Source organism: Streptomyces fradiae (assembly GCF_041270065.1).
Lineage (GTDB): Bacteria > Actinomycetota > Actinomycetes > Streptomycetales > Streptomycetaceae > Streptomyces.
The window spans coordinates 4,485,323-4,505,996 of record NZ_CP065958.1; the positions used below are offsets into that span (position 1 = coordinate 4,485,323).

Sequence of the window (20,674 nt, forward strand, 5' to 3'; positions counted from 1 at the left end):
CGGCGCGCCGGTCGAGCCGGTCGGTCAGGCGCGGCCGGTCAGCTCGTAGCCGGCGTCGTCGACCGCCGCGGCGATGGCGGCGTCGTCGGGCGCGCCGCCGGTGGTGACGGTCACCAGGCCGCCGGCCACGTCGACGTCCACGGAGATGACGCCGTCGAGCGCGCTGACGGAGTTGGTGATGGCGGTCTTGCAGTGGCCGCAGGTCATGCCGGTGACGGCGTAGACCGTGGTGGTGGCGTCGGCGACGGCGGTGGCCGTGGTCGCCTCGGCGGCGTTGGTGTGGCAGCTGTTGTCGGGGGTGCAGCAGGAACCCATGTCGTCCTCCGTCGTCAGTGACCCGCTTGGGCCCGGTGGATACCCTCGGGGGGTATTGGTGTGAGTCCATGTATACCCCCCTCCCGTATCCCGTGCAAGTACGGATTCGACTTGACTTGATACCCCCCAGGGGTATGGTGAGGTGCATTGAAGGTGAAGAACCCAGCCACCCCACGTACGGGAGAGCAGCCATGAACACCGGAGTGAAGATCACTGCCTTTGCCGCCGCGCTCGCCGCGACCTTCGGGACCGCGTACGGGGTCGGCAAGGGCGTCGGACCGGTCGACGAGCCGAAGAAGGCCGAGCACGGCGGCCACGCGGAGGCGGCGCCGAAGGGCGAGGGGGCCGCGGAGGGACATGCCGGTCACGCCGAGGGCGCGGCGAGCGCACCCGCCGCCGGCGGCCTGCAGGTCTCCGAGGGCGGCTACACCCTCGCCCTCGACACCCCGACCCCGGCGGTCGGCCGCAGCACCCTGAAGTTCGCCATCAAGGACGCGGCCGGCAAGAAGGTCACCGCGTTCACCACGGAGCACGGCAAGGAACTGCACTTCATCGTCGCCTCGCGCGACCTCACCGTCTTCCGCCACCTGCACCCGGTGAAGGCCGTCGACGGCACCTGGACCGTGGACGCGGACCTGCCGGCGGCCGGCGCGTACAAGGCGTTCGCCGACTTCAAGCCGGCCGACAAGGGCGCGAAGGGCGCGAAGGGGGTCACGCTCGGCGTGGACCTGTCCGTGCCCGGCGCGTACGCCCCGAAGCCCATGCCGCCGGTGAACCCGACCGCCGACGTCGACGGCTACCAGGTGCGCCTCGGCGGCACCCTCGACCCGGGCAAGGCGGGCGAGCTGCGGCTCACCGTCACCAAGGCCGGCAAGCCGGTGACGAACCTGGAGCCCTACCTCGGCGCCTACGGCCACCTGGTCGCGCTGCGCGAAGGCGACCTCGCCTACCTGCACGTCCACCCGAACGCGGGCGGCCCCGGACCCGACGTCTCGTTCACCGCGACCGCGCCGAGCTCCGGCACGTACCGCCTCTTCCTCGACTTCCAGCACGAGGGGAAGGTCCGTACGGCGGCCTTCACCGTACGGGCCGGAGGTGCGGGTACGGCTCTCCCGGCGCCGTCCGAGGCGGGGCACGACGCGGGACACGATGCGGGAGCCCACGCGCACGGCTAGTCTGGTCCCGAACATTGGACTAGACCTGTAGGCGGCGTCGTGCGATCCATGGAGGAACGGACTCGATGAGCAACCGTGCAGTGCTGGAGGTGATCGCCCTCGACGAGGAGGACGCGGTCGCTGCCCAGGCCGGTGGGGCGGACCGCCTCGAGCTGGTCACCGACATGGCGGCGGACGGGCTCACCCCGTCCACGACCGGCTTCAAGGCGATCCGCGCCGCGGTGGACATCCCGCTGCGCGTGATGCTGAGGCTGACGGACGGTTTCGCGGCGGGTGACATCGAGGCGCTCGTACGGCGGGCCGCCGAGCTCCGCGAGGCGGGCGCGACCGAGTTCGTGCTCGGCTTCCTCACCCCCGACGGCGATCCGGACCTGGTCGCGGTCGAGCGGCTGATCGCCGTCATCGACGGCTGCCGCTGGACCTTCCACCGCGCCGTCGACCGGGCCGCCGACCGCGACGCGCTGCGCAAGCAGCTCGCGGACCTGCCCGGCCTCGACACGTACCTCACGGCGGGCGCGGCCACCGGCGTCGACGACGGCCTCGCCACCCTCAAGGCCGAGGCCGCCCGGGCCCGCACCGGTGAACCCGGCTACGAGCCGCAGATCCTCGTCGGCGGCGGCCTCCGCCTCGACCACCTGCCCGAGCTCCGCGCCGCCGGCCTCGACGCCTTCCACATCGGCGGCGCGGCCCGCCCGGGCGGCTGGACGGCCCCGGTGTCGGTGGCCGCGGTACGGGAGTGGCGCGCGGCCCTGGACGCGTAGGCGGCACGTAGGTGGCGTGTAGGCGGAGTTCCGGCCGATCGTTCGGAAGCAGCCGTTCCGGTCTCTGTACGCACCTCCGGCGGTCGCCCTCGTGTACGACACGGCCGGCCGCGCGCCGACGCCCCTCGTCCCGTAAAGGGGCGGGGGGCCTTCCTCGTTCGGGTCCTGATCACCTCCGCCCCGCCGGGCTCACGCGCCCCTTTCACCGGCTCTGACCAGGCGAGATGACGAACTGTGCGGAGATTGGCCGAGAAGCCCCGGTTGCGGTGCGCGACAAGTGGAAGATCACCCTCCGTATCTGAATCAATACGGAACGTTCCAGATCTTGCGTGCCACTCCCGTGCGTACCGATGAAAGGGCACAGCCATGTCGTCGACGAGTACCACCCTCACCCGACGCCTCGCCGCCGCAGCCGTCGCGCTGGGCAGCTGCCTGGCGCTCGCCGGCCCGGCGGGCAGCGCCGCCGCGGCGCCCACCGACCCCGTACCGACCGTCTTCTTCGGCGACTCGTACACCGCCAACTTCGGCATCGCGCCTATCAATAACCAGGAAGACCCCAACAGGGCCTTCTGCTTCCAGGCGCAGGAGAACTACCCCACCGTCGCCACCCGGAGCCTCGCGGACAAGGGCATCACGCTCGACGTCCAGTCGGACGTCTCCTGCGGAGGCGCGCTCGTCCACCACTTCTGGACCGAGCAGGAGACCTTTCCCCTCATCCCCGACCTGAAGGTTCCGCCGCAGCAGGACGCGCTCAAGGCCGAAAGCACCCGGCTGGTCGTGGGCAGCATGGGCGGCAACACGGTGGGGTTCGTCCGCATCCTGAAGCAGTGCTCCGACAAGCTGCGCTCCGACGAGCACCGTCTGCTGCCCGGAGAGCCCGTGGACGCGGACGAACCGGCCGCCAAGTGCGCCGAGTTCTTCGGGTCCGGGGACGGCAAGGAATGGCTGGACTCCCGGTTCGAGCAGGTCGAGTACGACCTGGAGGAGATGCTTGAGCGCGTGGGGTACTTCGCACCCCACGCGGATCGCGTCCTGGTCGGCTACCCCCGGCTCGTACCTGCGGACACGACCAAGTGCCAGACGGCGGCGCCCGATCAGACGGAGCTGCCGTTCGCCGACGTTCCCCAGGACGCCCTGCCGGTCCTTGACCAGGTTCAGAAGCGGCTGAACGACACGATGAAGAAGGTCGCCGACGAATTCGGCGCCGACTTCGTCGACCTCTACGCCACCACTGGCGCCAACACGGCCTGCGACGGCGCCGACCGCGGCATCGGCGGCCTCCTTGAGACCTCCCAGGTCGACATCTTCGGCAGCGCCAAGCTCCCGTGGTACGCCCACCCCAACGAGAAGGGCCGCGACCTTCAGGCCGCGCAGGTGGCCACCAAGATCGAGGAGATCCTCAACCGCTAGGTGCCGCTTGCCTGAACGAAGCCCCGGGTCGTCGACCCGGGGCTGCTCCGCATGCTCGGGGAGGTCGCGTCAGGCGCCGTGCGGCACACCCAGATCGGCTCGGGCCTGCTCGTGATAGCGGTTGATCAGTTTTATGAGCCTCTGGTCGCTTTCGCCGGGAGTGCCACCCCCGTCGCGGGTCGCGATCTCCACCTCCCACAGGGTGAGGTTGACCGCGTGCGCGGCCTCGATCGCCGCCGGCGAGGCCAGGAGGACGAGCGTCTCGAACAGCACGCTCCTCCTCAGCTCGGCCGCCTCCATCGCGGCGAGGAACTCCCGCTGGTCATCCGTTCCTTCCGCGGCGTAGCGGGCCCGTTTGGCCGTGCTGGATATCTCCTTCACGCACGCGGCGTACTCGATATAAGTGGTGAGCTTGCGCTCGTCCCAACGTGTCGCCATGGCCCGCCGATGCCGGGTGCGCTCGGCCATGGACGTCGCGAGGAAGGAGGTCAGGGCGCCGACGAGGACGCCGGCGAGCGTCACTAGCTGAGTGATCATGAAGTGGAACTCTGACCTCGCGCAGGCGTGCGGGCAAGCCCTGCTCGTCTAGCCCTGCTCGTCTAGTCGCCGGTCGCGCCGTCCAGCATCTCGCGCAGGATGTCCAGGTGGCCGTTGTGGCGGGCCGTCTCCTCGGTGAGGTGGAGGAGGATCCAGCGCAGATCGACATGCGTGCCGCCGCGGACGGCGCGCTTGGCCTTCGTGTCCAGGTCGTTGGCGGCGACCAGTTCGCGATAGCGGGCGCTCTGCTCGGCGTACTCGTCGAGCAGCTGCGCCAGCGGGAAGTCGACGGCGATCCGCATCTCCCGGTCGGGGTCCTCCTCCGTCCACGGCCCCTGGTCCTCCTCGCCGAGGAAGACGATCTGGAACCACCAGTACTCGACCCAGCGGAGGTGGTTGACCAACCCGCTCATGGTCATCAGCGGCGACCCCGGCAGGAGCGCCTTGCGGGCGTTCTCCTCGGAGAGGCCCTCGCACTTGGTGCGGACGGTGTCGCGGGCGTAGTCGAGAAGCGTGGTGAGCTGCGTGCGCTCGTCCCACGCGGACGGCGTGTCGGAGATTCTGGTCATCGCGCGAGGTTCGCTGATGCCGCCGCCCGTTGTCGAGCCAATTTGCGTCGAGCCGATGTGCAGCCGATCTGCCGCCCGCTCATGCCGCCTCTCTGCACTCCTCGCACAGCGGATGCTCCTCATACGTCCTGACTGCCCGCTCGCAACCGTCACAGCTCACGAGGGGTACGGCCGACGGCGCCGCCCACGGTTCCTCGGCGGGCGCCGGTGGCGGCAGCTGGGTGGCGAGCCGGTACGCGAGGAAGCGGGCCGGGTGGTGAATGGGTACGTGCGCGGGTGGCAGGGCCGTGGTGAGCGTCCGCGTGATCTGCGCGCCGCCGATCCCGAGCCCGAGCCATTCGTCGACGGCGGGCGCCAGCCGCTCCACGTCGCGCCGGGACAGCAACAGCCGCGAATCGACCGTCCGCAGCCGCGCGAGCACTGCGACGGCGGGCCCGGAGGCCGGCGCGGCCGGTGGCGGCGGCGGTGGCGGTTCTTCTTCCCGTACGGGTACGGGTACGGGTGGTGCCGGGGGCGCGGGCGGGGGCGCTGAGGCTTCCCGTACGGCCCCGGGCTTGTCGTACCAGACCAGCCGCGTGGCGAACCGCCCACCTCCGAGCGCCACCCGCCTCCGCTCCAAGTACCCTTCCGCCACCAGCTCGTTGAGCGCCCGCCGAATCGAGATCTCGCCCTCACGGAAGCGCAGCGTCAGCCGCTTCACGGACGCGTCGGCACCGTCCGGCAGCGACTGGATGTGGCCCCCGAGCCCGATCGCGAGCCCCGAGAGCGTCGGATGCTGGAGGAGGTCGTTCCCCACGACGGTGAACCGCGCGCGGTGCCGGTGCCGTACGTGGATCACTCCTGAGCGTGGCGCGTCGGCGGGGATCTCGAACGGAGCGGGAGACGCGGGCGTGCCCGCGTTAGACTTCGAAACATCCATTGGGAAGGGGTCTGTCTTCCTAATCGGTAGGCCCTCGGTCAGGATTGCCGTCCTGCCGGGGGCCGAGTTGTTGCATATGCCGTTGTCGAGGCCGACCGTACCGCACCTGTCCGAGTTCCGGACTATCTGTCACCCGATCGTGTGGGATGGCCAGTTGGGGGACGGAGGGGGTCGGTTTGGGGAGTTCTTCTCTCCCTCAGTACTTACCTATTAAGGGAGTCGAGCATCCCCGGGACGCGCCCGGCCACGTCCCGGCCGGGACGTCGTCAGATCACCGGAGGCCGCCCGAGCCGAGCCATCCGCCACACCGTCCGCCACCGCATTGGCCGCCTCGGCGGGCACGGCACACGCACCCCTTCGAAGAACCCCGCCCACCACGCCCTGAGCCCGTGCAGCGGCGGCCGCTGGACCAGGGTGTACGCCGCCCACGAGGCGAGATACACCGGCACCAGCACGGCGGGAAGCCGGCGCTTGGCGAGCCACACGCGGTTCCGGCCCGTGTTCCGGTAGTAGACGGCGTGTCGTGACGCCTCCGTGCGGGGGTGCCGGAGCAGCAGGTCCGTCCGGTAGTGGATCTCCCACCCCGCGTCGAGCGCGCGCCACGCGAAGTCCGTCTCCTCGTGCGCGTAGAAGAACTCCGCCGGGAAGTCGCCGACTTCCTCGATCACGCTCATACGGATCGCATGCGCGCCGCCCAGGTACGTCGTGACGGGCCCCGACTCCGCCGGATCCGCACCACCCAGCCGCGGCACATGCCTGCGCAGCGTCCGCCCCTCCTCATCGACGATCCGGAAACCCACCACCCCCAGCCGCGGATTCCCGGCGAAGGCCTCCCGCACGAGCCGCAGCGTGTCCGTCCTCGGCAACAGCCCGTCGTCATCGAGGACCACCACCACATCCACGCCCCCACGCTCCCGCAACCACCGCACCCCGGCGTTCCGCCCTCCCGGAATCCCCAGGTTCTCCGCCAGTTCGACGCCCGCCACCCCGGCGGGCAGCTCCGGCAGCCCTACCCCCTGCCCGAGAACGACGACCGCCGCCGCATCCCCCTCCTGCGCCGCGACCGACTCAAGGAGCGCCTCAAGCTCCCGCTCCCGATCGCCCATCGTGAGCACGACGACGCCGAGCGAGACGCTCCTTCGCGATGGGTCCATGTCCATGTCCGCGCTTCCGAGGTATCGCGTGCTCAGTGCAGGAAGGTCTGCCGCCACTCCAGCGGGGACATCGTCAGCGCCGCCTCGGCGAGTTCGCGCGCGGACGCCGTCTTCAGGCTGTTCAGTGACGTGTCGATCCAGTCCTGGACCAGCGTGTTCCCCTGCGCCCGGTACTCCACAGCCTGCACCAGGCACTCCAGCTTGTCCGCGTCCCTGGCCACCACCGCCTCGGCCGACTCCTTCGCCTCGTACTCCTCGACCACCCGCTTCACCCCGTCCCGTACCGCCGGATGCGCGGCGGACACCTGGTCGGCGGTGACGGTCTGGTTGGCGGCGGCGTCGAGATAGCGGCGGCCGATGTGCGGGATGTCGCCGATCCGCGTCTCCTGCGTGTCGTGGAACAGGCACATCAGGGCGACCTTCGCCGGATCCACGCCTTCCATCATGGCCAGCACGGCCCCGATGATCCCCACGCGGAACGAGTGCTCGGCGATCGACTCGGGATTGTTGTTCCCGGTGAACCACCACCCGGTGCGCTTCGCGTTCTTCAGCACGCCCATCTCGAACAGGAACCCGGCCGTGCCCTCGGCGTACGCGGTCTCGTCTGCCATGCGGTGACCTCCGTGTCAGGTGCGATCAAGCAAAACGTAATGCACGGTGTGGAGTTCGCGACGGGACCTTTCGGAGGTGCCACGCTCGTCGAGCACCTGTGCCACACGGCCGGCCAGGTCGTGGGCGAGTCGGGGTGAGGCCTGAGGTAGCCATGGATGGGTGGTCAGCAGGGCCCACAGGGTGTGGATGTACAGGTCGACGTAGCCGGGGGCGTGGTGCATTCCGTACGTCAGCCCGCGGAGCAGGGTGACTGGATCCCATCCGCTGAGCTCACGGTCCTGCATGAACCGGTCATCGGCCTGCGGAAGTCGTACGCCGCCGAGCCAGTAGGCCCAGTAGTTGAGGTTCGCGGCCTCCGCCGTGTCGTCGTCGGCCAGGGAGCGTTCGATGAAGTCGAGCAGCGGCTGAGGATCTCCCAGCCGAGCCAGTGCCGTCGCTGTCGATCGGGCTTCCGCCCAGCTCTCCGACCATCCTCGCGTGGCGAGTACGCCCCGGCGGGCGTGCAGGGCGTGTGCCGTCCACGAGGCCGACTCGGGGCCTCGGTCGTACGAGGCGAGGTAGAGCGCCTGGCGGTGGAGCAGAGTGCTTCCACCAGACCCCGAACGCGCTGCCTCGGCAGTCGCTCGTAAGTGCTGAAAGAACTGGACACGGTCCGCCGACGCCAGCAGGGGTCCGGCTGCGACGGGTCCACGGCGAGGAAGAGGCGCGCGGTCGGTCAGGCCCGGTGGTGACACCCCGGTCAAGGCCCAGGCCAGCATGTGCGCCGTGTCACGGGTGTGAACCCATGCCGCCAGTGGGTGCAGACTGATGTCTCCGGTCGGCTCCAGGGCGGCAGCGATGATCTGATCGGCGTCCATCGCGGAATCCAGCCACCCCACGACCGCCGGGTCCGCCCCCAGGGCGGACAGCCGACGCCGGAGGCTCAACAACGCGCCGGCCTTCATGTTCGCCAGCGGGCGTCTTCCCGACTCCCAGCCCTGCATCGTGCCGAGATCAACCTCCAGGGCCTCGGCCAACGACAGTTGCGTCTGCGGAATGCTTTCCCGCGCCAACCGCAGCACGAAGCCCGTGACCGCTCCAGTGCTCGTACGCCTCCGTGCGGGCGGTGTCACCGCCATGAGCTGCTCCCCGAGAACGTTCCGTCCTCCAACACGTACTGCTGGTCAGTCCTACCGTGCCCGGACCGACCGTACGTTCAAGTCGTGGAAACGAACAGCATCCATACAGGTCACGGGTGTTGAGCAGTCGACCCCGAACACGTCGTAGGAGAGGAGTAGACAGCATGACCGCGTTCGACCCGCCCCCCGGCGCCCCCAGCCGCGCCCTCCGCATGCGGGCCGCATCCGGGTGGGTGCGGTTCATGCGGCGGGCCGAGGCGGCGGGGGCGTACGCCGTCAGGCCGGACGGGTACGAGCGGCATCCGCTGCTGGGCACTCGCGTTCGGGACACGGCCAGCGGGGCCGAGGGGGAGCTCACCGCCGTCACGCATGAACTGCACGACGACGGGCGGGTGGTGCGCATCGCGCACATCCGGGGTGGGAACGGCGTCGAGTGGACGGCCGCGGCAGACAACATCCGCAGAAGCGACGAAGGGAAGCCCAAGATGGCCGACGACAAGGGAAACGGCAGCGGTGGAGGAGGCGGAAGCGGAGGCGGAGGCGGGGGCGGGGGTCACAGTGGCGGATCGGCGCCGATCTCGACGCCGCCTCCGCCGCCCCCGTCCAACCCCGACACCAGCACGCCCTCCGGCGGCGGAAAGCACCGGTAGGGCATGACCGTGCCCGCGCACCAGGAGCGCCCCGGCCGTACCGAGCTGGGGCGCCGCCTCATCGCGTCCGGCGCGTTGAGTACGGACTGGGTGTCGACCTTCGCAGCCGTCGACCGGGCCGCATTCCTGCCCGACGTGATGTGGCCGTTCGTCCCCGCGACCACCACCACCACGGCGGTCGACCGCCGTACCGACCCCGCCGCCTGGTACGGATACGCCGACTCCGACCTGCCGATCGTCACGCAGTGGGACGACGGCGAGCACCGCGGCGGCGACGAGCCCGGCTCCGTACCCACGTCGTCCTCGTCGCAGCCCACCGTCGTGCACCGGCTGCTCGCCGCTCTCGACGTGGACGCGGGCATGACCGTGCTCGACGCCGGCACCGGTACGGGAGAGACCGCCGCGCGGCTCGCGCATCGGTGTGGTGCGCGCAAGGTCACCACGGTCGAGGTCGACGGGGGTGTCTCGGCCGCCGCCCGCGAACGGCTGAGCAGCCAGGGGCTGCATGACGTCACCATCGGCGTCGGGGACGCGCTCGCCGGGTACCCCGGCGAAGCGCCGTACGACCGGCTGCTGTGCACGTTCGGAGTGCGTGCCGTCCCCGCCGCCTGGCTGGGGCAGATCCGAGCGGGCGGAGTGATCGTCGTGCCGTACGGGACCCACTACAGCAACCGTGACGCGGTCGTCCGCCTCACGGTGCACGCCGACGGCACGGCCTCGGGGCGCTTCCTGGCTCCGGTGGAGTTCATGAAGGCGCGGTCGCACCGGCTGGGGTGGCCGGACGGCGAGGCGTACGTGACGGACTGGCCCGCTCCGGCAAGGACCGGCCTGCGGCCCGATCGGCTTGCCGACGCAGCGTTCGCCCTCAGCCACGCCGTACCCGACATCGCCCACACCACCCACACCGACGCCGACGGAGTGCCGGCCGCGTGGTTCTACTCGCTCACGGACCGGTCCTGGGCCGCCGTTCGGTGGCCGGACGGAGCCGGAGGGGCTGGTGAGGTCTACCAGCAAGGGGGCCGGCGCCTGTGGGACTCCGTGGAGCTCGCGTACGCCTGGTGGGAGGCGCGCGGCCGCCCAGGGCTCGACCGTTTCGGCCTCACGGTGACCCTGTACGGCGCCACACCTTGGCTGGACCACCCTGGATGCCTTCTTCCCGGTGCGCGATGACGACCGGGCCCGGAGCGCCTCGGGGATTAACCGGTCGACCGGGCTTCGGCCCCCGTTTGGTTCGCCGGGGGGATGGCTGGAGTTGAGATGCGGACCGAACGGCTCCCAGCCTCCCGCGGATGACCACCACCGTTGACGCCGCCCCCGGCCCTTGCCATACCTATCGATACTCGATAGATTTCCATCGTGGATCGATGGGGTGGTGGGTCATGGGAAAGCTGACAGTGGGCGCGCTGCGCGCCGTGCTCGTGGTGGTGCTCGCCGGCACCGTGTTCGTACAGGTGCTGATGGCGTGGGTGCTGGTCAGTGGGAGCGATCCGGAGGACGGGTCGCTCCCGCTGACCCCGCTGCGGGTGATCACGATCCTGGGCATCGGGACGGCCCAGGTCGCCCTGGTCTGTGTATGGCGACTGGTCACGATGGTGCGACGCGGAACGGTGTTCTCCCACGCCGCCTTCCGGTACGTGGACGGCATCATCGGTGCGATCGTCGCGGCTGCGCTCGTATGGTTCGCGGTCACGGCCCTGAACGCGCCCGGCCAGCGGGACGATCCGGGCGTCACCCTCATCATGGGCGGGATCGGCGTGGCCATCCTGGGAGTCGCGCTCATCGTGCTCGTGCTGCGGACGCTGCTCGCCCAGGCCGTCGCCCGCGACGTCGAAGCGGCGCAGATGCAGGCCGAGTTGGACGAGGTGATCTGATGCCGATCGCCGTCGACATCGACGTGATGCTGGCCAGGCGGAAGATGTCCGTGGGAGACCTCGCCGACCGCGTGGGGATCACGCCCGCCAACCTGGCTGTGCTCAAGAACGGCCGCGCCAAGGCGGTGCGCTTCACGACGCTCGCCGCGCTCTGTGAGGTACTCGAGTGCCAGCCGGGCGACCTGCTGCGCTGGGAGGCCGAGGACACCGCGGGCGAATGAGCCGTGCCTGCCGACGCGTCGTCACCGGTCATGCTCGCCTTCGAACGACTCCGCGATCCGGCGGCCGTTGAGCGCGGGGAGGCGCAAACTCCGTGGCGGCCTCGCCGCCGCCGGCCGTAACCTCGCGCGCATGCAGCCGCAGACTCGTCTTGACGCCGACCTCGTCCGCCGGCTCGTCGCCGCCCAGTTCCCGCAGTGGGCCGGGCTGCCCGTACGGGAGCTCACCTCGGCCGGGACGGACAACGCGATGTTCCGGCTGGGGGACGGGTATGTCGTGCGGCTGCCGAAGGCCACCTGGGCGGCCGGGGACGCCGAGAAGGAGCAGCGCTGGCTGCCGCGGCTCGCGCCCGGGCTTCCGCTCGACGTGCCGGTGCCCGTGGGATGCGGGGTGCCGGGCGAGGGGTACGGGCAGGTGTGGTCCGTGTGCGAGTGGCTGGACGGGCAGGACGCGTACGCCGCGCCGGTCACCGATCTCCCGCACGCCGCACGGGAGTTGGGGCGCTTCGGGGTTGCGCTACGGGGAGTGGACGCGACGGGCGGGCCCACCTCCTTCCGGGGCGGGCCGGTCACCGAATGGGAGGACGGCAACATGCCCGGGGCGATCCGGGCACTCGCCGCCCAGGGCCTCCTCGATGCCGAACGCGCCACCGCCGCCTGGGAGTCGGTGCTCCGCCTCCCCGCGTACGAAGGCGACCCGGTCTGGGTCCACGGCGACCTGCTGCCCGGCAACCTGCTCACCCGCGACGGCCGGCTCAGCGCCGTCATCGACTTCGGCGGCCTCGGCACCGGCGACCCGGCCGTCGACACCATGGCCGCCTGGACCCTCTTCACCCCCGCCACCCGCCCCCTCTTCCGCGCGGCGGCCCAGGTCGACGACGCGACCTGGGCGCGCGGCCGCGGCTGGGCACTGTGCTGGGGGATCGTGACCGAGGACTACTACGGCGGCGGCCGGAACCCGGTCCTCGCCGCCGTCGCCCACCGGACGTGGACCCAGGCCCTGGCGGAGTACGCGGACTAGGGAGCCAGCTGCTCCGGCAGCTCCGCCGCGTGCACCACCGCCAGGCCCGACACCGCACGGGTCAGCGCCACGTACAGCCGGCGCAGGCCCGTCCGCTCGTCCGGCTCGCCGTCCACGACGGCCGAGGGCTCGTCGAGGACCACGTAGTCGTACTCCAGGCCCTTCGCCAGCGAGGCCGGCACCAGGGTCAGCCGGGACTCGGCGGTCGTCTCCTCGCCCGGGGAGAGGTACGCCATCCCCGCCGCGTCCAGCGCCTCCGCCAGCGGCGCGATGCGCGCGTCGGCGGCGATCAGGCCGATCGAGCCCTCGTGCGTCAGCGCCTCGACGCACGCCGCCACCACGCTCGCGTCAAGCGCCTCCGGCTCCGACCGCAGGATCTCCAGCGACCCCGGGTTCTCACGGACCGACTCCACCGGCGCCAGGCCCGGCGACATGTGCGGGAGCAGCCGCGAGGCGTACGCGATGACCTCGCGCGGCACACGGAAACCGGCGGTCAGCTCCTCCACCAGCGCCTCCGGCTTGCCCAGGTGCGCGAGCGCCTGCGCCCAACTCTGCGTCGCCCACGGCGTGGTGCCCTGCGCGAGGTCGCCGAGGACCGTCGCCGAACCCGTCGTACAGCGCCGCCCCACCGCCCGGTACTGCATCGGCGACAGGTCCTGCGCCTCGTCGACGACCACGTGCCCGAGCGAGTGGGTGCGCTCGACCAGGTCGGTCGTCTCGTCGATCAGGACCGCGTCCGCCGCCGACCACTTCGCCGTCTTCACGCTGCGGGTTGGCTTCGCCCACAGCAGCAGCTTCTGCTCGTCCTCGCTCAGCACGCCCGCCGCGTGCTCGGCCAGGAAGTCCGGGTCGCTGAGCAGCCGCAGGACCAGCTTGGCCGGCTCGACCGCCGGCCAGCACTCCTTCACGACCGCCTTGACCGCCGCGTTGCGCGCGACCGCGTTCTGCACCCGGTCGTCCGGCGCCTCGCCCGCCTGCTCCATCCGTACGAGCACGGCGTGCGCGATGCGCTGCGGCAGGGCCTCGCGGGCCGCCCCGTAACGGATGTCACGGTCCGTCAACTCCCGTACGATCTCCTCCAGTTCGTACGCCGGAACGCGCCAGCGGCGCGAACCCCGCACCACCATCAGCGGCTCCGTCGGCAGCGATACGTGCGACCAGACCGCCCGCCGCAGCACCTCCGCCATCCGGGCGTCGCCCTTGACGACGGCGGTCGCCGCCTCGTCCGTGCCGCGCACCTCCACGTGCGCGACCAGGTCGTCGACCGTCGCCTGCTTGACCTCCAGTTCGCCGAGCGCCGGCAGCACCTGCTCGATGTAGTGGAGGAAGGATCGGTTCGGCCCGATGACGAGCGTGCCGGTGCGGGCGAGCCGCTCCCGGTGCGCGTAGAGGAGGTACGCGACACGGTGCAGGCCGACGGCGGTCTTTCCCGTACCGGGGCCGCCCTGCACGCACACCGTGCCGGACAGGTCGGAGCGGACGATCTCGTCCTGCTCGGGCTGGATGGTCGCGACGATGTCGCGCATCGGGCCGACGCGCGGCCGTTCGATCTCCGCCTGGAGGAGGCGGCTGGTCTGTTCGAGCTCGGCGGGGTCGGAGAGGTGTTCGTCCTCGTACGCCGTGAGGTCGCCGCCCGTGTACCCGAAGCGGCGGCGCAGCCCGACGTCCTGCGGGTTCTTCTTCGACGCCTGGTAGTACGGCTGCGAGACCGGCGCACGCCAGTCGATCACCATCGGGTCGCCGTCGGCGTCGTGCACGTGCCGGCGTCCGATGTAGAAGCGCTGGCCCTCCTGCGTGGTGTGCAGGTAGTCGAGCCGGCCGAAGAAGAGCGGGGTGTCGGCGAGGTCGGCGAGGGCCTTGATGCGGTCCTCGATCTGGCGCGTCAGGATGACGGCGTTGACCCAGTTCGCGGTGACGTCCTTGATGTCGAGCGACTCGACGTCCTCGCGCATGGCGCGCAGCGCGGCGCGCGAGGCGGAGAGGTGGGCGCGCTCGCGCGCGAGCGGATCGTCGACGTCGACGGACATGCTGAGGCCTCCGGTGGGTACGGCGCGGACACATCACGGTGGCCGCCGGTTTCCGGCCGGACGGCGGCGCTCCACGTACGAGGGACGGGAGGCGGGGAAGCCGTCGAGTCTAACGCCGGGCGGGCGCGGGGCGCGAACGGTTTTCCCGGGGGGAGCCGGGGGGCGCTGTGGGGGGGCGTACGGCAGGACCCTGGGGCGACCCGTAGGGGGTGAGGTCCGACTCACGGGGGACCCCGGTTCGACCCCTGGGCCGATGTGTTCGGAATGTCCGTTTCGGATGATGGATGCATGACCGCGACGACCCTCACCCCGATGACCGGAATCCCCCACCGCCTCGCCTTCGGCCTCCGTGCGATACGGGCCTTCGGCGCCGCCGCCGTCGGCGTCGTCCTGCTCGGCTCGTACGGGGAGCTGGGCGAGGAGGCCGGCGTACGTGACCCCCGCCCCACGCACCTCTCTGAGTAGCGCGGCCCGCTGATCTGAGTACGCCGGCCCGTACGCCGACGCCTCGCGCGCTGCTGGGCCCTCGCCGGTTCCGGACTGTGCGCCCTGGTGGGCGCGGCCGCGTCGCCCGACGGGATGTCGAACCGGGCCCGGGCGGTCGCCGTGGCCGGCGCCTACGCCCTGGCGGTCCTGGGCCCGGTCCTGGCCGCGCTGGACTAGGAGCGGGCCCAGGAGCGGTCCAAGGACGGGTCCGGGTTCCGGATCACGTCCCGGGCAGCAGCTCGCTCGCGTCCACGATCCGGTACGCGTACCCCTGCTCGGCCAGGAAGCGCTGGCGGTGGGCCGCGAAGTCCTGGTCGATGGTGTCGCGGGCGACGACCGAGTAGAAGTGCGCCTGGTGGCCGTCGGCCTTCGGGCGGAGCACCCGGCCGAGGCGCTGGGCCTCCTCCTGGCGGGAGCCGAAGGTGCCGGAGACCTGGATGGCGACGGTGGCCTCGGGGAGGTCGATGGAGAAGTTCGCGACCTTGGACACGACGAGGACGCTGATCTCGCCGTTGCGGAAGGCGTCGAAGAGCTTCTCGCGCTGCGCGTTCGAGGTCTCGCCCTTGATCACCGGGGCGTCCAGGTGGGCGCCGAGCTCGTCGAGCTGGTCGATGTACTGGCCGATGACGAGGATCTGCTGCCCGGCGAACTTCTTCACCAGCGCCTCGGTGACCCTGCGCTTGGTCGCGGTCGTGGCGCAGAAGCGGTACCTCTCCTCCGCCTCGGCCGTCGCGTACGCCAGCCGCTCGGAGTCGGTCAGGTCGACCCGTACCTCCACGCAGTCGGCGGGCGCGATGTAGCCCTGCGCCTCGATCTCCTTCCACGGCGCGTCGAAGCGCTTCGGCCCGATGAGCGAGAAGACGTCGGACTCGCGCCCGTCCTCCCGTACGAGCGTGGCGGTGAGGCCGAGCCGGCGGCGGGCCTGGAGGTCGGCGGTGAACTTGAAGACCGGCGCAGGCAGCAGGTGCACCTCGTCGTAGACGATCAGGCCCCAGTCGCGCGAGTCGAAGAGCTCCAGGTGCGGGTAGACGCCCTTCCGGCGGGTGGTGAGCACCTGGTACGTGGCGATGGTGACCGGCCGGATCTCCTTCTTCGTACCGCTGTACTCGCCGATCTCGTCCTCGGTCAGCGAGGTCCGCTTGACCAGCTCGTGCTTCCACTGGCGGGCCGAGACGGTGTTCGTGACCAGGATCAGCGTGGTCGCCTTGGCCTGCGCCATCGCCCCGGCGCCGACCAGCGTCTTTCCTGCGCCACAGGGCAGTACGACGACACCGGAGCCGCCGTGCCAGAAGCCCTCGACGGCCTGCTGCTGGTACGGGCGCAGGGACCAGCCGTCCTCGGCGAGGTCGATCGGGTGCGCCTCCCCGTCCACGTACCCGGCGAGGTCCTCGGCCGGCCAGCCCAGCTTCAGCAGGGTCTGCTTGATCTGCCCGCGCTCGGAGGGGTGCACGGCGACCGTGTCCGGGTCGATCCGCGCCCCGACCAGCGGCTGGACCTTCTTCGACCGGAGGATCTCCTCCAGGACCGGCCGGTCGGTGGTGGTGAGCACCAGCCCATGGGTGGGGTGCTTGCTGAGCGTGAGCCGCCCGTAGCGCGCCATCGTCTCCGCGACGTCCACGAGCAGCGCGTGCGGCACCGGATACCGCGAGAACTCCACGAGCGCGTCCACGACCTGCTCGGCGTCATGCCCGGCCGCCCGCGCGTTCCACAGCCCGAGCGGCGTCACCCGGTACGTATGAATGTGCTCGGGCGCCCGCTCCAGCTCGGCGAACGCCGCGATCGCCCGCCGGCAGGCGTCGGCCTGCTCGTGGTCGACCTCCAGGAGGAGCGTCTTGTCGCTCTGGACGATGAGTGGACCGTTCACGATGCGTTGCATCCCCTTCCGCGCGGCCGGATTCCAGACCGGAACCTGCAGGCCAAACATCCAGTCTGCCTGACGCGACGGAAAGAGGCGCTACCCCGCGGGCGTGCGCATCAGTGGGTTGTGGCCGATCGCGTTGTGGACGGTGAAGCTGACCGCGTCCGGGCGGTAGCGGTCGTCGGACCATTCGACCGGGCGGCCGTCGTGGGTGGTGGTGACGCGGCGGACGCGGAGGAGGGGGCTGGTGCGGCGGACGGCGAGGAGGGTGGCGTCGCGGGCGCCGGCGGAGATGGCGTCGATGACGTGCTCGCCGTGGGCGAAGACCAGGCCGGTGTCCTCGTAGAGGCGCTGGGTGACGGAGGCGCAGTCGGGGTCGACGGCCTCGACGGCGGGGGAGATCCAGTCGGCGTAGACGGTGCGCTCGACGAGCACGGGCTCGCCGTCGAGGCCGCGCAGGCGGAGCACGTTCAGCAGCGGCGTGCCTTGGGGGAGGTGGAGGCGGGCGGCGTCCTCGGCGGTGGCGGGGCGGTACTCATGGGCGACGACCCGGCCCGTGGCGGTGCGGCCCATGGCCTGGGCCCACTGGGCGAAGCTGCGCAGCTCGGCGAAGCTCTGGCTGCGGCGCGGGGCGAGGACGACCCGGCGGGCGCCCTGGCGGGAGCCGATGAGGCCCTCGGCGGCGAGGGCGGCGACGGCCTGGCGGACGGTGCCGCGCGAGACGCCGTACCGCGTGGCGAGCTCGGTCTCGGCGGGCAGGTGCGCGCCGACCGGGTACTCCTCGCGGTGGATCGCCCGCCGGAGCTCCGCGGCGATCTGCTCGTGGCGCGCGGTCATCGTGTTCCGTTCCCTCGTTTCCACGTGTGTGCAGCGTGTGTGCGGTGCGGTCAGCGTAGACCAGGGGGTCTGTGGCTGGAAATGCGCGTCAACAGGCTTGATTGTGCAGGGAATAGCGGGGATCCGTTCCGTCTCCGTTCACCTTCAGGTCATCCACACCCGGCGTACTGAGGCCGACTTGTTCAGACAAGTTCTCGCCCTGAAGTTCCCTCGAAGCTCGCCCCCGAAGCTCCTGGAGAAGCCGTGCCCGTCCCCGCGACCCTCCCGAGAAACGCCGTCCTCGGCGGCTCCCTCGCCGTCCTCGCCGCGCTCGCCCTCACCGCCTGCGGTGCCGCGCCCGAGGGCACCACCACCGCCGACGGCAAGAACGCCGCCACCGCCACCTCCGCCGCCGACTTCGGCGGCCTGGACGCCCTCGCCGCCGCGGCCAAGAAGGAGGGCACGCTGCACGCCATCGCGCTGCCGCGCGACTGGGCCAACTACGGCGCCCTCATCGACGGTTTCCAGAAGAAGTACGGCATCAAGGTCGAGGTCGAGAACCCCGACGCCTCCAGCCAGGACGAGATCAACGCCGTCACCTCCCGCAAGGGCCAGGACCGCGCCCCCGACGTCCTCGACCTCGGCAGCTCGTTCGCGCTCAGCGGCGCCCAGCAGGGCCTGTTCGCCCCGTACAAGGTGACCGCCTGGAACGACATCCCCGAGGGCCAGAAGGACCCGAAGGCCCGCTGGTACAACGACTACGGCGGCTACGTCTCCATCGGCTGCGACGCCAAGCGGGTCAAGAACTGCCCGACCACCTTCGCGGACCTCCTCAAGCCCGAGTACAAGGGCCAGGTCGCCCTCAACGGCAACCCCACCAAGTCCGGCTCCGCCTTCGGCGGCGTCTACGCGGCGGCCCTCGCCCACGGCGGCTCCTTCGACGACATCCAGCCCGGCCTCGACTTCTTCGCCGAGCTGAAGAAGAACGGCAACTACACGCCCGTCGAGTCCACCCCCGCCACCGTCGAGAAGGGCGAGACGCCCATCTCCATCGACTGGGACTACCTGAACGCGGGCTACGCCGAGGAGTTCAAGTCCAAGGGCCTCGACTGGAAGGTCGCCGTCCCCACCGACGGCCGCTACGCCCAGTACTACTCGCAGGCGATCAACAAGGACGCGCCGCACCCGGCCGCCGCCCGCCTCTGGCAGGAGTACGTCTACAGCGCCGAGGGCCAGAACCTGTGGCTCAAGGGCTTCGCCCGCCCCGTCCTGATGCCCGCCCTCGAGAAGGCCGGCACCCTCGACAACGACGCCGCCCTCAAGCTGCCCGCCGTCTCCGGCGTGCCGGCCTTCCCGACCGAGGCCCAGCAGGCCAAGGCCAAGACGACGCTGGCCCAGGGCTGGGGCAAGGCCGTCTCCGGATGACCGGCTCCCTCATGGCGGCCGCCGCTCCCCGGACCGCGTCCGGGAAGCGGCGGCGCCGCGCCCCCGCCTGGCTCGCCGCCGTCCCGCTGCTCGCCTTCACCGCGATCGCCTTCGGCGTCCCCGCCGTCGCCATGCTCGGCGGCGCCCTCACCGTCGACGACCCGGCGACGGGCGTGAGCTCGTACGGTACGGAGAACCTGACCGCCTCCCTCCAGGGCGCGTACCTCACCGCCCTGCTCGGCAGCGTCAAGCTCTCCGCGACCGCCGCCGGACTCGCCGCCCTGCTCGGGCTGCCGCTCGCCCAGGCCGTCGTGTCCTCCGGCTCCCGCGCGCTGCGCGAGGCCGTGCTCACCGCCTCCGGTGTGCTCGCCAACTTCGGCGGCGTCCCGCTCGCCTTCGCGTTCGTCGCCACCCTCGGCAACTCCGGTGTGCTCACCCGGCACCTCGGCCTCGCCGAGCAGGGCTGGAGCCTCTACAGCTTCTGGGGCCTGGTCCTCGTCTATCTGTACTTCCTGATCCCGCTGATGGTCCTCACCATCACCCCCGCCCTCGACGGGCTGCGCACCCAGTGGCGCGAGGCCGCCCGCAACAACGGCGCCACCGGCCTCCAGTACTGGCGCCACGTGGCCCTGCCGGTGCTGCTGCCGAGCCTGCTCGGCGGGCTCGTGCTGCTCTTCGGCAGCGCCTTCGCCGCGTACGCCACCGCCGCCGCGATGGTCGGCAGCGCCGTCCCGCTCGTCACCCTGCAGATCTCCGACGCCATCTCCGGCAACGTCCTCGTCGGCCAGGAGAACGTGGCGCTCGCCCTCAGCCTCGACATGGTCGTCATCGCCGGGCTCGTCATGGCGGTCTATCTGCCCCTGCAACGCCGGAGTTCGCGATGGCTCGCCTGAACCGATCCCGTTCCGCGTGGCGCCCGCTCGTCCTCGGGCTCGCCGGGCTGTACTTCCTGGTGCCGCTCGCCGCCTCCGTGATCTTCACGGTCGACGTGCCCGGGCAGGGCCTCAACGTCGACGCGTACACGAAGATCATCGGCACCGAGGGCTTCACCACCAGCCTGCTGCTCTCGCTCGCGCTGGCCGCCGTCACCATCGCCGTCGTCCTGCTGCTGATGGTGCCCGCGCTGGTCGCCCTGCGGCTCGGCGCGCCCCGCCTGAAGCCGGTCGTCGAGGCGGTCTGCTCGCTGCCGCTGGTGGTGCCGCCGATCGCGTTCGTCGCCGGCCTCGGCACCGTACTGAAGTGGGGCCCCGAACACCTGGCCCGCACGCCCCTCTTCCAGACCTTCGTCGCGCTGCAGAACCCGGACTTCCCGGTGATCCTCGTCCTGGCGTACGTGGTGATGGCGCTGCCCTTCACCTACCGCGCCCTCGACGCGGGCCTCCAGGCCGTCGACGTCCGCACCCTCGTCGAGGCGGCCCGCAGCTGCGGGGCCAACGGCACCCAGGCGCTGGTCCGGGCCGTGCTGCCCAATCTGCGCGGCGCGCTGATGAACGCGGCCTTCCTCACCCTGGCCCTGGTCCTCGGCGAGTACACGGTCGCGCAGCTGCTCGGCTTCCGGCCCTTCGCCGTCTGGATCGTGAACATCTCCGGCTCCCAGGCGCAGATGTCCGTGGCCGTCTCCGTCCTCAGCCTCCTCGTCACCTGGGTGCTGCTCCTGGCCCTCTCCGGGGCCGGCGGACGGGCTCCTGGCGCGACCCGCCCCACCCGTACCTCCAAGGCCTCCAAGGGATGA

22 protein-coding genes are annotated in these 20,674 nt (G+C 71.3%); 12 read left to right on the forward strand and 10 right to left on the reverse strand.

The window, feature by feature from the left end:
* Positions 1 to 24: 24 nt before the first annotated feature.
* Positions 25 to 315 (reverse strand): heavy-metal-associated domain-containing protein, encoded by a 291-nt coding sequence (locus JAO84_RS20530; protein ID WP_265863753.1) that lies wholly within the window; start codon positions 313 to 315, stop codon positions 25 to 27.
* Between the two features lie 191 nt (positions 316 to 506).
* Between JAO84_RS20530 and JAO84_RS20535 the strand changes: the two genes are divergently transcribed.
* The 3 genes from JAO84_RS20535 (at position 507) to JAO84_RS20545 (ending at position 3,661) form a co-directional block, all read left to right on the forward strand.
* Positions 507 to 1,490 (forward strand): hypothetical protein, encoded by a 984-nt coding sequence (locus tag JAO84_RS20535; RefSeq protein ID WP_370414183.1) that lies wholly within the window; start codon positions 507 to 509, stop codon positions 1,488 to 1,490.
* Between the two features lie 65 nt (positions 1,491 to 1,555).
* The gene (locus JAO84_RS20540; RefSeq protein ID WP_370414184.1) at positions 1,556 to 2,251 is read left to right on the forward strand and encodes a copper homeostasis protein CutC; all 696 of its coding nucleotides are present in this window, start codon (positions 1,556 to 1,558) and stop codon (positions 2,249 to 2,251) included.
* A gap of 366 nt (positions 2,252 to 2,617) precedes the next feature.
* Positions 2,618 to 3,661, forward strand: a complete 1,044-nt coding sequence (locus tag JAO84_RS20545) for an SGNH/GDSL hydrolase family protein (RefSeq protein WP_370414185.1) — start codon at positions 2,618 to 2,620, stop codon at positions 3,659 to 3,661.
* A 69-nt stretch (positions 3,662 to 3,730) separates the two neighbouring features.
* On the opposite strand, the gene JAO84_RS20550 is transcribed toward JAO84_RS20545, so the two are convergent.
* From JAO84_RS20550 to JAO84_RS20575, 6 genes are all read right to left on the reverse strand, one after another.
* Complete coding sequence (locus tag JAO84_RS20550; protein WP_370414186.1) at positions 3,731 to 4,198, reverse strand: hypothetical protein; 468 nt, start codon at positions 4,196 to 4,198, stop codon at positions 3,731 to 3,733.
* 62 nt (positions 4,199 to 4,260) lie between these two features.
* Complete coding sequence (locus tag JAO84_RS20555; RefSeq protein ID WP_370414187.1) at positions 4,261 to 4,767, reverse strand: DinB family protein; 507 nt, start codon at positions 4,765 to 4,767, stop codon at positions 4,261 to 4,263.
* 79 nt (positions 4,768 to 4,846) lie between these two features.
* Complete coding sequence (locus JAO84_RS20560; protein WP_370414188.1) at positions 4,847 to 5,563, reverse strand: helix-turn-helix domain-containing protein; 717 nt, start codon at positions 5,561 to 5,563, stop codon at positions 4,847 to 4,849.
* 389 nt (positions 5,564 to 5,952) lie between these two features.
* A complete protein-coding gene (locus JAO84_RS20565; protein WP_370414189.1) occupies positions 5,953 to 6,846 on the reverse strand; it encodes a glycosyltransferase family 2 protein in 894 nt (297 codons plus the stop codon).
* Positions 6,847 to 6,872: 26 nt separating this feature from the next.
* Positions 6,873 to 7,451: an HD family hydrolase gene (locus JAO84_RS20570; RefSeq protein WP_370414190.1), complete on the reverse strand. Its 579-nt coding sequence runs from the start codon at positions 7,449 to 7,451 to the stop codon at positions 6,873 to 6,875.
* A gap of 15 nt (positions 7,452 to 7,466) precedes the next feature.
* On the reverse strand, positions 7,467 to 8,570 hold the full coding sequence (locus tag JAO84_RS20575) for an XRE family transcriptional regulator (RefSeq protein WP_370414191.1): 1,104 nt from the start codon (positions 8,568 to 8,570) through the stop codon (positions 7,467 to 7,469).
* A gap of 164 nt (positions 8,571 to 8,734) precedes the next feature.
* On the opposite strand from JAO84_RS20575, the gene JAO84_RS20580 reads away from it, so the two are divergent.
* The 5 genes from JAO84_RS20580 to JAO84_RS20600 all read left to right on the forward strand — a co-directional run bounded on the left by JAO84_RS20580 (position 8,735) and on the right by JAO84_RS20600 (position 12,330).
* Positions 8,735 to 9,220 carry a hypothetical protein gene (locus JAO84_RS20580; protein WP_370414192.1) on the forward strand — a complete coding sequence of 162 codons (486 nt, stop codon included), beginning with the start codon at positions 8,735 to 8,737 and terminating at the stop codon, positions 9,218 to 9,220.
* Positions 9,221 to 9,223: 3 nt separating this feature from the next.
* Positions 9,224 to 10,390 carry a methyltransferase domain-containing protein gene (locus JAO84_RS20585; protein ID WP_370414193.1) on the forward strand — a complete coding sequence of 389 codons (1,167 nt, stop codon included), beginning with the start codon at positions 9,224 to 9,226 and terminating at the stop codon, positions 10,388 to 10,390.
* A 209-nt stretch (positions 10,391 to 10,599) separates the two neighbouring features.
* Positions 10,600 to 11,091: a DUF2975 domain-containing protein gene (locus JAO84_RS20590; RefSeq protein ID WP_370414194.1), complete on the forward strand. Its 492-nt coding sequence runs from the start codon at positions 10,600 to 10,602 to the stop codon at positions 11,089 to 11,091.
* On the forward strand, positions 11,091 to 11,312 hold the full coding sequence (locus JAO84_RS20595; protein ID WP_370414195.1) for a helix-turn-helix domain-containing protein: 222 nt from the start codon (positions 11,091 to 11,093) through the stop codon (positions 11,310 to 11,312). The genes JAO84_RS20590 and JAO84_RS20595 overlap by 1 nt, the downstream gene beginning before the upstream one ends.
* A 130-nt stretch (positions 11,313 to 11,442) precedes the next feature.
* Positions 11,443 to 12,330 carry an aminoglycoside phosphotransferase family protein gene (locus tag JAO84_RS20600; protein WP_370414196.1) on the forward strand — a complete coding sequence of 296 codons (888 nt, stop codon included), beginning with the start codon at positions 11,443 to 11,445 and terminating at the stop codon, positions 12,328 to 12,330.
* On the opposite strand, the gene JAO84_RS20605 is transcribed toward JAO84_RS20600, so the two are convergent.
* Complete coding sequence (locus JAO84_RS20605; protein ID WP_370414197.1) at positions 12,327 to 14,357, reverse strand: UvrD-helicase domain-containing protein; 2,031 nt, start codon at positions 14,355 to 14,357, stop codon at positions 12,327 to 12,329. The genes JAO84_RS20600 and JAO84_RS20605 overlap by 4 nt on opposite strands.
* Positions 14,358 to 14,645: 288 nt before the next feature.
* Here JAO84_RS20605 and JAO84_RS20610 point away from each other — a divergent pair, with 288 nt between their 5' ends.
* A complete protein-coding gene (locus tag JAO84_RS20610; RefSeq protein WP_370414198.1) occupies positions 14,646 to 14,822 on the forward strand; it encodes a hypothetical protein in 177 nt (58 codons plus the stop codon).
* A gap of 241 nt (positions 14,823 to 15,063) precedes the next feature.
* Here the strand turns inward: JAO84_RS20610 and JAO84_RS20615 are convergent, their stop codons facing one another.
* Positions 15,064 to 16,707: a DNA repair helicase XPB gene (locus tag JAO84_RS20615; protein WP_370414199.1), complete on the reverse strand. Its 1,644-nt coding sequence runs from the start codon at positions 16,705 to 16,707 to the stop codon at positions 15,064 to 15,066.
* A 90-nt stretch (positions 16,708 to 16,797) separates the two neighbouring features.
* Positions 16,798 to 17,538, reverse strand: coding sequence for a GntR family transcriptional regulator (locus JAO84_RS20620; protein ID WP_370414200.1), 741 nt, complete (start codon positions 17,536 to 17,538; stop codon positions 16,798 to 16,800).
* A gap of 243 nt (positions 17,539 to 17,781) precedes the next feature.
* Here JAO84_RS20620 and JAO84_RS20625 point away from each other — a divergent pair, with 243 nt between their 5' ends.
* From JAO84_RS20625 to JAO84_RS20635, 3 genes are read left to right on the forward strand one after another with little or no spacing between them, the layout of a single operon-like run.
* Positions 17,782 to 18,942, forward strand: coding sequence for an ABC transporter substrate-binding protein (locus JAO84_RS20625; protein ID WP_370414201.1), 1,161 nt, complete (start codon positions 17,782 to 17,784; stop codon positions 18,940 to 18,942).
* A complete protein-coding gene (locus tag JAO84_RS20630; protein ID WP_370414202.1) occupies positions 18,939 to 19,835 on the forward strand; it encodes an ABC transporter permease in 897 nt (298 codons plus the stop codon). Before JAO84_RS20625 ends, JAO84_RS20630 begins: the two co-directional genes overlap by 4 nt.
* On the forward strand, positions 19,823 to 20,674 hold the full coding sequence (locus JAO84_RS20635; RefSeq protein WP_370414203.1) for an ABC transporter permease: 852 nt from the start codon (positions 19,823 to 19,825) through the stop codon (positions 20,672 to 20,674). Before JAO84_RS20630 ends, JAO84_RS20635 begins: the two co-directional genes overlap by 13 nt.

Bases quoted from the DNA above. Each gene is read 5' to 3' on its own strand.
- JAO84_RS20620 (WP_370414200.1), bottom strand. From the start codon at position 17,538: ATGACCGCGCGCCACGAGCAGATCGCCGCGGAGCTCCGGCGGGCGATC.
- JAO84_RS20630 (WP_370414202.1), top strand. From the start codon at position 18,939: ATGACCGGCTCCCTCATGGCGGCCGCCGCTCCCCGGACCGCGTCCGGG.
- JAO84_RS20580 (WP_370414192.1), top strand. From the start codon at position 8,735: ATGACCGCGTTCGACCCGCCCCCCGGCGCCCCCAGCCGCGCCCTCCGC.
- JAO84_RS20595 (WP_370414195.1), top strand. From the start codon at position 11,091: ATGCCGATCGCCGTCGACATCGACGTGATGCTGGCCAGGCGGAAGATG.
- JAO84_RS20605 (WP_370414197.1), bottom strand. From the start codon at position 14,357: ATGTCCGTCGACGTCGACGATCCGCTCGCGCGCGAGCGCGCCCACCTC.
- JAO84_RS20530 (WP_265863753.1), bottom strand. From the start codon at position 315: ATGGGTTCCTGCTGCACCCCCGACAACAGCTGCCACACCAACGCCGCC.
- JAO84_RS20610 (WP_370414198.1), top strand. From the start codon at position 14,646: ATGACCGCGACGACCCTCACCCCGATGACCGGAATCCCCCACCGCCTC.
- JAO84_RS20555 (WP_370414187.1), bottom strand. From the start codon at position 4,767: ATGACCAGAATCTCCGACACGCCGTCCGCGTGGGACGAGCGCACGCAG.
- JAO84_RS20550 (WP_370414186.1), bottom strand. From the start codon at position 4,198: ATGATCACTCAGCTAGTGACGCTCGCCGGCGTCCTCGTCGGCGCCCTG.
- JAO84_RS20600 (WP_370414196.1), top strand. From the start codon at position 11,443: ATGCAGCCGCAGACTCGTCTTGACGCCGACCTCGTCCGCCGGCTCGTC.
- JAO84_RS20635 (WP_370414203.1), top strand. From the start codon at position 19,823: ATGGCTCGCCTGAACCGATCCCGTTCCGCGTGGCGCCCGCTCGTCCTC.
- JAO84_RS20590 (WP_370414194.1), top strand. From the start codon at position 10,600: ATGGGAAAGCTGACAGTGGGCGCGCTGCGCGCCGTGCTCGTGGTGGTG.
- JAO84_RS20545 (WP_370414185.1), top strand. From the start codon at position 2,618: ATGTCGTCGACGAGTACCACCCTCACCCGACGCCTCGCCGCCGCAGCC.
- JAO84_RS20540 (WP_370414184.1), top strand. From the start codon at position 1,556: ATGAGCAACCGTGCAGTGCTGGAGGTGATCGCCCTCGACGAGGAGGAC.
- JAO84_RS20535 (WP_370414183.1), top strand. From the start codon at position 507: ATGAACACCGGAGTGAAGATCACTGCCTTTGCCGCCGCGCTCGCCGCG.
- JAO84_RS20575 (WP_370414191.1), bottom strand. From the start codon at position 8,570: ATGGCGGTGACACCGCCCGCACGGAGGCGTACGAGCACTGGAGCGGTC.
- JAO84_RS20570 (WP_370414190.1), bottom strand. From the start codon at position 7,451: ATGGCAGACGAGACCGCGTACGCCGAGGGCACGGCCGGGTTCCTGTTC.
- JAO84_RS20585 (WP_370414193.1), top strand. From the start codon at position 9,224: ATGACCGTGCCCGCGCACCAGGAGCGCCCCGGCCGTACCGAGCTGGGG.
- JAO84_RS20565 (WP_370414189.1), bottom strand. From the start codon at position 6,846: ATGGACATGGACCCATCGCGAAGGAGCGTCTCGCTCGGCGTCGTCGTG.